7 protein-coding genes and 2 pseudogenes are annotated in these 8204 nt (G+C 71.9%); 3 read left to right on the top strand and 6 right to left on the bottom strand.

The features are described 5' to 3' along the window. The coding region (locus ABZ281_RS27235) for a glycosyl hydrolase 115 family protein (RefSeq protein ID WP_356659587.1) at window positions 1–2181 on the bottom strand (2181 nt) is incomplete at its 3' end. A 437-nt stretch (window positions 2182–2618) separates the two neighbouring features. Here ABZ281_RS27235 and aroQ point away from each other — a divergent pair. Together aroQ and ABZ281_RS27225 are read left to right on the top strand one after the other, a co-directional pair. Then, window positions 2619–2990: pseudogene (gene aroQ, locus ABZ281_RS27230) on the top strand (gamma subclass chorismate mutase AroQ); the annotation flags it as partial. Window positions 2991–3073: 83 nt separating this feature from the next. After that, window positions 3074–3199 carry a hypothetical protein gene (locus ABZ281_RS27225; protein ID WP_356659589.1) on the top strand — a complete coding sequence of 42 codons (126 nt, stop codon included), beginning with the start codon at window positions 3074–3076 and terminating at the stop codon, window positions 3197–3199. A 9-nt stretch (window positions 3200–3208) separates the two neighbouring features. On the opposite strand, the gene ABZ281_RS27220 is transcribed toward ABZ281_RS27225, so the two are convergent. The 3 genes and pseudogenes from ABZ281_RS27220 to ABZ281_RS27210 form a co-directional block, all read right to left on the bottom strand. Beyond that, entirely contained in the window at window positions 3209–3679 is a 471-nt protein-coding gene (locus tag ABZ281_RS27220) for an SRPBCC domain-containing protein (protein WP_356659585.1), read from the bottom strand. Between the two features lie 9 nt (window positions 3680–3688). After that, window positions 3689–4093, bottom strand: coding sequence for a DUF779 domain-containing protein (locus tag ABZ281_RS27215; protein WP_356659583.1), 405 nt, complete (start codon window positions 4091–4093; stop codon window positions 3689–3691). A 157-nt stretch (window positions 4094–4250) separates the two neighbouring features. After that, window positions 4251–4688 (bottom strand): annotated as a pseudogene (locus ABZ281_RS27210) (oxidoreductase C-terminal domain-containing protein); the annotation flags it as partial. Here ABZ281_RS27210 and ABZ281_RS27205 point away from each other — a divergent pair. Further along, the gene (locus tag ABZ281_RS27205) at window positions 4680–5060 is read left to right on the top strand and encodes a phosphotransferase (RefSeq protein WP_356659581.1); all 381 of its coding nucleotides are present in this window, start codon (window positions 4680–4682) and stop codon (window positions 5058–5060) included. The pseudogene ABZ281_RS27210 and the gene ABZ281_RS27205 sit on opposite strands and share 9 nt — an antisense overlap. Window positions 5061–5067: 7 nt before the next feature. On the opposite strand, the gene ABZ281_RS27200 is transcribed toward ABZ281_RS27205, so the two are convergent. Together ABZ281_RS27200 and ABZ281_RS27195 are read right to left on the bottom strand one after the other, a co-directional pair. After that, window positions 5068–7107 (bottom strand): CocE/NonD family hydrolase, encoded by a 2040-nt coding sequence (locus tag ABZ281_RS27200; RefSeq protein WP_356659579.1) that lies wholly within the window; start codon window positions 7105–7107, stop codon window positions 5068–5070. Between the two features lie 16 nt (window positions 7108–7123). Beyond that, on the bottom strand, window positions 7124–8204 hold a 1081-nt coding region (locus tag ABZ281_RS27195), incomplete at its 5' end, for an ATP-grasp domain-containing protein (RefSeq protein WP_356659577.1).

Here is an 8204-nt window from a genome sequence, read left to right as displayed (position 1 = left end):
GTCGGTGAGTTCACCGCCGGTCGTGCTCGGCCGGAGCCAGGGGGCGCTCGCCTCGGCCCGCCACTCCAGCGGCAGGAAGCCGGTGTTGAAAACGTCCACGAAGCGGCGGTCCCGGGTGTAGGAGGAGAAGGACAGCGGGCGGTCGGCCCCCGTCTCGTTGCCCTCGGAGGCCAGCCCCAGGCCCGACGTCTCCTGCCGGGGGAGCCTGGTCACGGCCGGGCGGCCAGGCGCCTTGGGGATCTCGGAGGGGTAGGGATTGACGATGCCGTCCCACTTCCCGCCCGCGATCTGGGTGGTGTAGCGCCGGGTGATCGCCTGCTCCTCGGCGTGTGCCGCTTCGGCCAGGTCCGCGAAACGGTTTGTGCCCGCCCCGCGGCCCTGGCGGACGGCGAGCGCGTTGCGGTCCGCCCAGTAGTACTTGAGGTTCATCAACCAGGCGCCGTGGACGGGGTACTCGACCAGCTCGTAGTACGCGTCCCGGTAGGCCTCGGGCAGCTTCGCACCCAGCCGCCGCGCACGGTCCAGCAACTGCTCGTAGGCGGTCATGCGCAGGCCCGCCTCGTCGCCGTGGTGCACCGTCGAGAAGACCGCCCGGTCGATGAACTCGGGGCGCCGCTGCGCCGCCAGGCGGTAGTACTCGGTGCGGATCGCGGCGATCTCCGAGCCGTACCGCCCGCCGAACTGGCGGCCTGCCCACTCCACGAGGAAGTCCTCGACGTCGCCGGGGCCCCAGCGGTCCACGTCCCAGGCCATGTCCAGGCAGAAGGACAGCCCCGTCTCGATCGACTTGATGTCACCGACGTTGAAGATCCACATGCGGTCCACCCGGTGCTCGTGGACCCGGCGCAGCTCCTGCCAGACCTTGCTCAACTGCGTGGTGTCCAGCCACAGATAGCTCCGTGGGCGTCCCCAGTAGGAGAGGTGGTAGTAGATGCCGTTGCCGCCGGGGCGGCTCCGCTCGGCGTCGTTCGGAAGCTGGCGCATGTTGCCGTGGTTGTCGTCCGGCCAGATCAGCGTGACGTCCTCGGGGACCCGGACGCCCGCGTTGTACAGCTCCAGGACCTCCTTGTACGGGATGAAGATCTGCGGCTCGGCCGCCGGGCCGACCTCCTCGGCCAGGATGCGGCGCTGGTCGGCGATGATGTCGTTCATCACCGCGACCTTCTCCGGGACGGTGGTGGCGTTCTTCGTCTCCAGCGCGGAGTCGTGCAGACCGCGCATGCCGATCGTCCAGCTGCTCTCGTAGGCGGCGTTCTGGCGGGCCCGGGCCCGCCAGTAGTCGGAGATGACCGAGGGGTTCACCGTGTAGTCGTAGAGGGGGAGCGTGCCGTCCTCGGCCCGGTGCTCCTCGGCCCACGGCTCCCATTCGTGGACGCCGTTGCGCAGCATGGCCTCGGGGTGGCTGGAGCCGACCACGATGCCGTAGCGCTGAGCCAGTTCGCGATTCTCGCGGTGCTTGTTGAAGAAGTCGGAGTAGGGGTGCATCGCGGGCCAGAGGTAGTTGGCCTTGAGGCGGAGCAGCAGCTCGAAGACCCGCTCGTAGGTCTTCGGGCCGATGTTCTTGTCCGGCTCCTGGGTGCGGTGGGACCAGGTGGTCAGGTTCTGCTCGTCGTTGATGAAGATGCCCCGGTAGCGGACGGCCGGCTCCGGGCGGACGAGGGGACCGGCCGGGACCGTCACGGTGTCACGGCGGGCCACGGGGACGTCTGCCCACCAGTACCAGGGCGAGACGCCGATGCGTTCCGAGGTGTCGTAGACGCCGTAGACCGTGCCGCGGCGGTCGCTGCCGGCGATGACCAGGGCACATCCCACGCCGGGCAGCGGGCGGTCCACGACCTGGGTGACCGACGCCTCCCAGCGGCCCTTCACCCGGGAGACGTCCAGGCGCCGCTGCGCGACGAGCCGGTCGATCACCGGGCTCGTGCCGATCGTTCCCACCAGGACCAGGAGTTCGGCGCTCTGCGGCACGGTGTGCAGGAGCCGCGGCCGCACACCGCCGACCCGCTCCACGTCCGCCTGGAGGTCACCGGCCGCGCGGATGACGGCGGGGTCGTCCGCCGCGTCCACGACGACGTCCACGGCGGTGCCGTCGCGGAGCAGGGGGAAGCCGGAGCGGTCGGCAGAGGCAGCGGCCTCGGCGGCGGTGACGGGGAGCAGGGGGGCGGCTCCAGCGGCTGCCATTCCCCGTAAGAAGGACTTGCGGGTCACGGACGGGAGCGACGGTCTCTGCGGCACAGGGCACTGCCTTTCCGCGCCGGCTCCGCGACGGTTCCTCACGTACGGGCCGTCGGCGGGGCTGCGCGCACAGGGGAGGGCAAGGGGCGGAAATGGCATGGGCAGGCTAGAAAGCGCTTGCCGATGCACCCTAGGCGAGGCCATGCGAGGGCGTCCAGACGGGGACGGTGGGTTCTCCGCGACACCGCTTCCGTCCCGAGGGTTCCGGTCAACCTTGCTGTGTGCGGCGGGAGACGGGCCGGCAGGCCCGGGTGCGTGCCGGGGTGGGTGCCGTCCCGGACCCCGACGGTGATCGATAGGTTGGCGCTCGCCTCGCCCCCACGCGGAAGGCCAACCCCGGGCGCACTCGACGTCTCCGTTCCGCTCTCGCCCTCCTCGGCGCCATGGCCACGGCGGCCACTCTGGCCCTTGGCCCGGCGGGCCCGGCCACCGCCGACACCTGGCGGCCCGCACCCGCACGCCAGTCGACCACCGCCCACGGCCTCGCCTCGGTGACCGACCTGTTCGCCCAGCGACTGCTGCCGGCCGACAAGGTCGCCGCCGCCAAGTACGGCACGGACACGCCGATCGACGACCCGGCGCGCGAGGCACAGATCCTGTCCGACGTCCGGGCCCGGGCGGCCGGCCTCGGGCTCGACCCGGACGGCGTGGCCGCCGTGTTCCGGGACCAGATCGAGGCGAACAAGCTGGTGCAGCGCGGTCTCCACGCCCGCTGGGACGCGAACCCGGGCGAGCGTCCCACCGAGCGCCCCGGCCTGGCCAAGGAGGTCCGCCCGGCCCTGGACCGCTTCACCACCGGCCTGCTGGCCGCGCTGCGGGAGAGGGAGCGGGCCGGGCGGTGCCGTCCTGTGGTCCGCGCCTGGACGCGGCGGCAGGCTGGTCCGCGTACACCCACCAGCTCGACGCCCCGCACCTGGAGGGGCTCGCGCGGGCGCTGCCGTCGGTGTGTTCCGGCTGCCGGTAGTCCCGCCGCTCAGAAGGGGCCGTCGGCCTCGACGAGCCGGGCCAGGTTCTCCAGGGCCATGCGCGTGCCCGTCTCGTTGTCGGCGGCGGGCACGGCGTCGGGGAGGCCCTCGTGGACCATGAGGACGTCGGTGCCGCCGCCCTCGGCGTCGGTGAGTGTGGTCGTCAGCGTCATGGCGCCGCCCAGCGCTGGGTCGGCGGTCTCGAACTCGAGCACCTCGACCACCTGCTCGTCCGGCACCAGCCGCGCGAAGTGCCCGTGGTAGGTGTCCGTGTGCGCGGCCGACTTCCCGGAGGCGTCCGGTGCTTCGTAGGTGAGCGAGACACGGAACCGGCCGCCCTCGCCGGCGTAGAACTCGTGCACCTCGGCACACATCCCCGTCGGCACCCGCCAACGGGCGATCGACTCCGCGCTCACCAGCGCCCGGTAGACGGCGGCACGGGGAGCGTCGACATGGCCGGAGACCCGGGACGTGTACATGGGCTCACCCTAGGCGCTGTGGTCCGCCCCGTTCGGCAGCGGCGGCTCCGACCCGAGGCGGTGCAGTTCCTCGTCGGTGAGGAGGCGGGAGCGGAGCAGGAAGCGGACGCCCTCCGGGGCCTCCAGGGAGAAGCCGCTGCCCCGGCCGGCTACCACGTCCACGGTGAGATGGGTGTGCGACCAGTATGTGAACTGGTCCGCGCTCATCCAGAACGGGGTGTCCCCGGCCACGTGCCCCAGCAGGACGTCCGAGGCGCCGACCCGGAACTCGCCGCGCGGGTAGCACATCGGGGCGCTGCCGTCACAGCAGCCGCCGGACTGGTGGAACATCACCGGCCCGTGCGTCCCGGTCAGCCGCCGCAGCAGTTCCTCGGCGGCGAGGGTCAGTTCGACACGTCCTGTGCGTACGGTCATGAGTTCCTCCTGGCGGGACGTCGGGGTCGGGAACCGGTCCGTATCGCGAGTCCCCCAGTATCCGCCGCCACGCGGGGGAGGGCCACAAGGCGGGAGCGGTACACTTGTCCGCTCCCGCCCCGCGCGGCGTACGGATCAGGCCGCCGCGGCCCCCCACCGCCTCCCGCCAGTCCGCTCCGCCCGCGACGGCCTGCCGCCAGGCGCGCACGGCCCGGGGCGGTATGCCCATCGCCAGGGCGCCGGTCAGCCGGTCGCCCCTGCGGTACACGGCCACGAACCGCCGCTCGGCCAGGTCCCCTTCCACGACGGCGACTTCGTCGTGCCCGCGCAGGTAGCCGTACGCCCAAGCCCTCGTGCCGTACCGGTCCGACCAGAAGGTGGGCGCCGTCGCGAACGGCCGACGGGTCTCCGGCGCGGCGAGCAGATTGCGGGCGGCGGCCATGCCCTGCTCGGCGGCGTGGGTGCGGTGCTCGATCCGCATCGACGTCCCGAACAGCGGGTTGTCCCAGCGGGCCACGTCGCCGGCCGCATAGGCACCCGGCGCCGCCTCGCGGTACGCGTCGCACAGCACGCCGTCGCCGACCGCGTGCCCGGACTGGCGGACGTCGTGTCCCGTACCGCGTCCTCGCTGCGGGCGCCGCCCGACCGGCCCGAGAGCGTCGTCCACGGGGACCTGGTGCCGCCCAACCTCCACGTGGACGAGGCCGGGCACCCGGTCGCCGTCCTCGACTTCGGGTTCTGCACCACCGCCGGCGGCCCCGCCTTCGATGCCGCCGTCTGGGACATGTACGGACCCGAGGCCGACCGTCACACCGCCGAGCCGAGCCGTCTCTTCGCCCGTGAACTGGGCCATTCCGAAGAGGTTTTGGCCCTCTACCGGAAGGCCTACGCCCTCATCACGTACGACCTCTTCGGCATGGGCCCGCACGACGGGCACTTCCGCCGGTGCGCCGCCTTGTCGCGGTGAACGCGTACTACAGCAGGTCGCGGGGGACCTTCTCGTTCCAGGTACGGGAGAAGACCCGCCGGTCGGCCTCGTAGGCGTCGAGCGTCGCGTCGACGAAGAAGTCCGTCTCGTCGCATGTGAGCCGGGTCTGGGTGACCACCCGCACGTCCCAGTCGTCCCGCCGGAACCGCATGGTCCACGTGGTCTCGCCGCCGACCGAGGTGAAGTCGTCGGCGACCGCCGTGTAGCGCTCGCGGGCGCGGCGGCCGGCCTCCAGACCGATGTCGTCGAAGCGGACCGTGCCCCGGTCCTTCACGATGTCCAGCTCGGAGCGGTAGTCGATCAGATCCCGCTTGACATCCCAGCGCTCCTCCGGAGGCGTCACCTGGGTCATGGCGAGCGGGGAAGTGCCCTCGGGTTCGCCGAAGGGCGACGACGGCACCTCGTCCGGCTCGTCCACCGGCCGTACCGGCAGGGTGAGCGTGCTGGAGTGCTCGTGGACGCTGAGCAGGGCCGGCTTGGGCGCCGGCCAGGCCAGCGGCCAGTAGGACGTCGACAGGGACAGCCGGATGCGGTGGCCCGGCGGGAACGCCTGCGCCACACCGTTGAGCGGGATGGTGGCCCGGTAGCGCCGGCCCGGTTCCAACGGCTCGGGAGATTCGGTGCTGTCACGGCGGGTCAGGTTCAGGATGCCGTACGAGACGCGTGTCGCGGCGCCGTCGGGGCTCACGTCGGACAGCCGCGCCGCCACCAGGGCGACCGGCTCGCTGACCGACAGGTCGAGCTCCACGCTCGGCGAGCCGAGGATCTCCACCGGCTCGGTCAGCGGCTCGGTGTCGAAGACGAGCGAGCCGCCGTCCTCCTCCCGCTGGTCGTAGGGCAGGTCCGGGGGCGCGTTGTAGGAGGCCCACTTGCCCGCGAACTGACCGACGGACAACGGCGAGCGCACCGTCATCGCCACCCCTGCCTCGGACGCCGTCGCCGTCGCGTCCTGCGCGGGCCCGATCGTGTGCCGGCTGAGCGGGTGCGTGACGGGCCGGATGTGCGGGGACGGCCAGTGCGGCTCGCCGACCCAGCGGCCCGGCCGCTCCTCGTAGGAGGTGGAGGGCGGGACGCTGTCCTGCATCCACGCCTGGAGCATCGGCCCGTCCATGACGCCGTTGCCGACGCCCTTGAGCCAGTGGTCCCACCACCGCACGAGCTCCTGGAGGTAGCCGATCGCGGGGCCCGGCTCCCCGAGGTGGGGGAACTTGTGCGACCAGGGCCCGATCAGCCCCTTGCGGGGCACGTCCAGGTTCCCCAGCAGCCGGGTCACGGCGTTGGAGTAGCCGTCCGCCCAGCCGCTGGAGGCCAGGACCGGGCAGCGCACGCTCGTGTAGTCCTCGCACACCGAGGCGTGCCGCCAGTAGTCGTCGCGCCGCTGGTGGCGCAGCCACTCCAGCACCCAGGGCTCGGTGTTCTCCAGCCGCTCGTGCCACATCTCGCGCCAGCGCTCGCCGACCACGGCCGGGTCGGGCGGGCAGGTGCCGTAGGCGAACATGGTGCCCGCCTCGGCCAGGTTGTCCGACAGCAGCGCGCCGCCCATGTAGTGCATGTCGTCGGCGTGCCGGTCGTCGGTGAACGAGGCGATGGCGATGGCCTTCAGGCTCGGCGGCCTGCGGGCCGCCACCTGGAGCGCGGCGAACGCGCCCCAGGAGATGCCCATCATGCCCGTGCCGCCGTCGCACCAGGGCTGCTCCGCCAGCCAGGCCAGGACCTCCTCGGCGTCCGCCTGCTCCCGTTCCAGGTACTCGTCGCGCAGCACGCCCTCCGAGTCGCCGGTACCGCGCAGGTCGACGCGCACGCAGGCGTAGCCGTGCCCGGCCAGATAGGGGTGGTGGATCGAGTCCCGTACGGCCGTCAGGTCGCGCTTGCGGTACGGGATGTACTCCAGCACCGCCGGCACCGGCTCCTGGTCCGAGGAGGTGGGGCGCCAGATGTGCGCGGAGAGCCGGACCCCGTCGGACATCGGGATCGTGACGTGCTCCTCCTCCTTCGTCTCGTACGGCAGGTTGGTCACGTAACGCATGGAACCCACGTGCTCCTCACTCTCGCGCGGCGTCGGCCTCGGCCGGGGCGTCCTCGAATGCCAGGCCCAGGGCGGCCACGCAGTGGTCGAACTTCTCCCGCAGCTCCGCCTCGTCGGCCCCGCCGGTGTAGATCTGCGCCAGCTCGTAGCTGTAGCTGTCCTGCCCGGGGAGGTCCGAGAGCCGGTCGCCCTCTGCGGGGATCACCTCGATGCGCACCCCCGGGGTTTCCCGTTCGATGCGGGCGATCTCCTCGGGGCCCGGCACCCGGCGCACCACACCGTCGGTGAACCAGCGGTGGTACCACTTCGCCGCCATCGCGTAGGAGCCCTCGCGGTGCGGCATGTGCGGGTCCTCACCCAGGGCAAGACGGACCATGCAGTGGTGGTTGGGCACGCCGTCCACATACTGGAACAGCTCCGCGTGCGACTGGGAGTGCCGGGGGTTGATCTCCAGCAGGTTGATCTCCCGGGTCCGCGGGTCGTAGAAGAACTCGATGCTGAAGGTGGCCGAGTCCATCCCGATCTGCCGCATCACCCGCTCGCTGACGTCGTGCAGTTGCGCGATGACCGGGGGAGGCAGCATCGAGGGGTACTGGTGGCGCAGGAAGCAGGGGGAGTCCGGGTACTGGATGGAGTCCAGGACCCCGTAGATCGTCACCTCGCCCTGGTGGGCATAGCCCTCGACGGCCACCTGGACGCCGGACATGGCCCCCTCAGCGAGACAGACCCGGCCGCCCACGCCGTTCATCTCGGGCGGCAGGTCGATGCGTTCGAGGACGTGCTCGAAGGGGCGGCCGATGCGGGATATGCCCGCGCGGATCTCGGCGACCGCCTTGCGGAACTCCTCCTCGTCATCCACTCCGAAGGCGAGTTCGGAGGAGTACGAGAGGGCGGGCTTGAGCCACATCGGGAAGGTCACGTCGTCCGGCGGGCGTGGCGGCTCGGCCGACAGGTCGACCTGGCCGAAGGGCGGGTGCCGGTCGGTGGCCTTCTGCTGCTCCAGCCGGCTCCAGTACTTGTGCTCGCACTTGACGACCGACTCCAGACTGGTGCTGCGGGTGCCGTAGCGTTCGCTCAGCATCGGGACGAGGGTGCTG

The sequence above is a fragment of the Streptomyces sp. NPDC006265 genome (assembly GCF_040613555.1).
Classification (GTDB): domain Bacteria; phylum Actinomycetota; class Actinomycetes; order Streptomycetales; family Streptomycetaceae; genus Streptomyces.
Note: the sequence above shows the minus strand (reverse complement) of the source record. Positions and strands in the feature narration are given on the sequence as shown.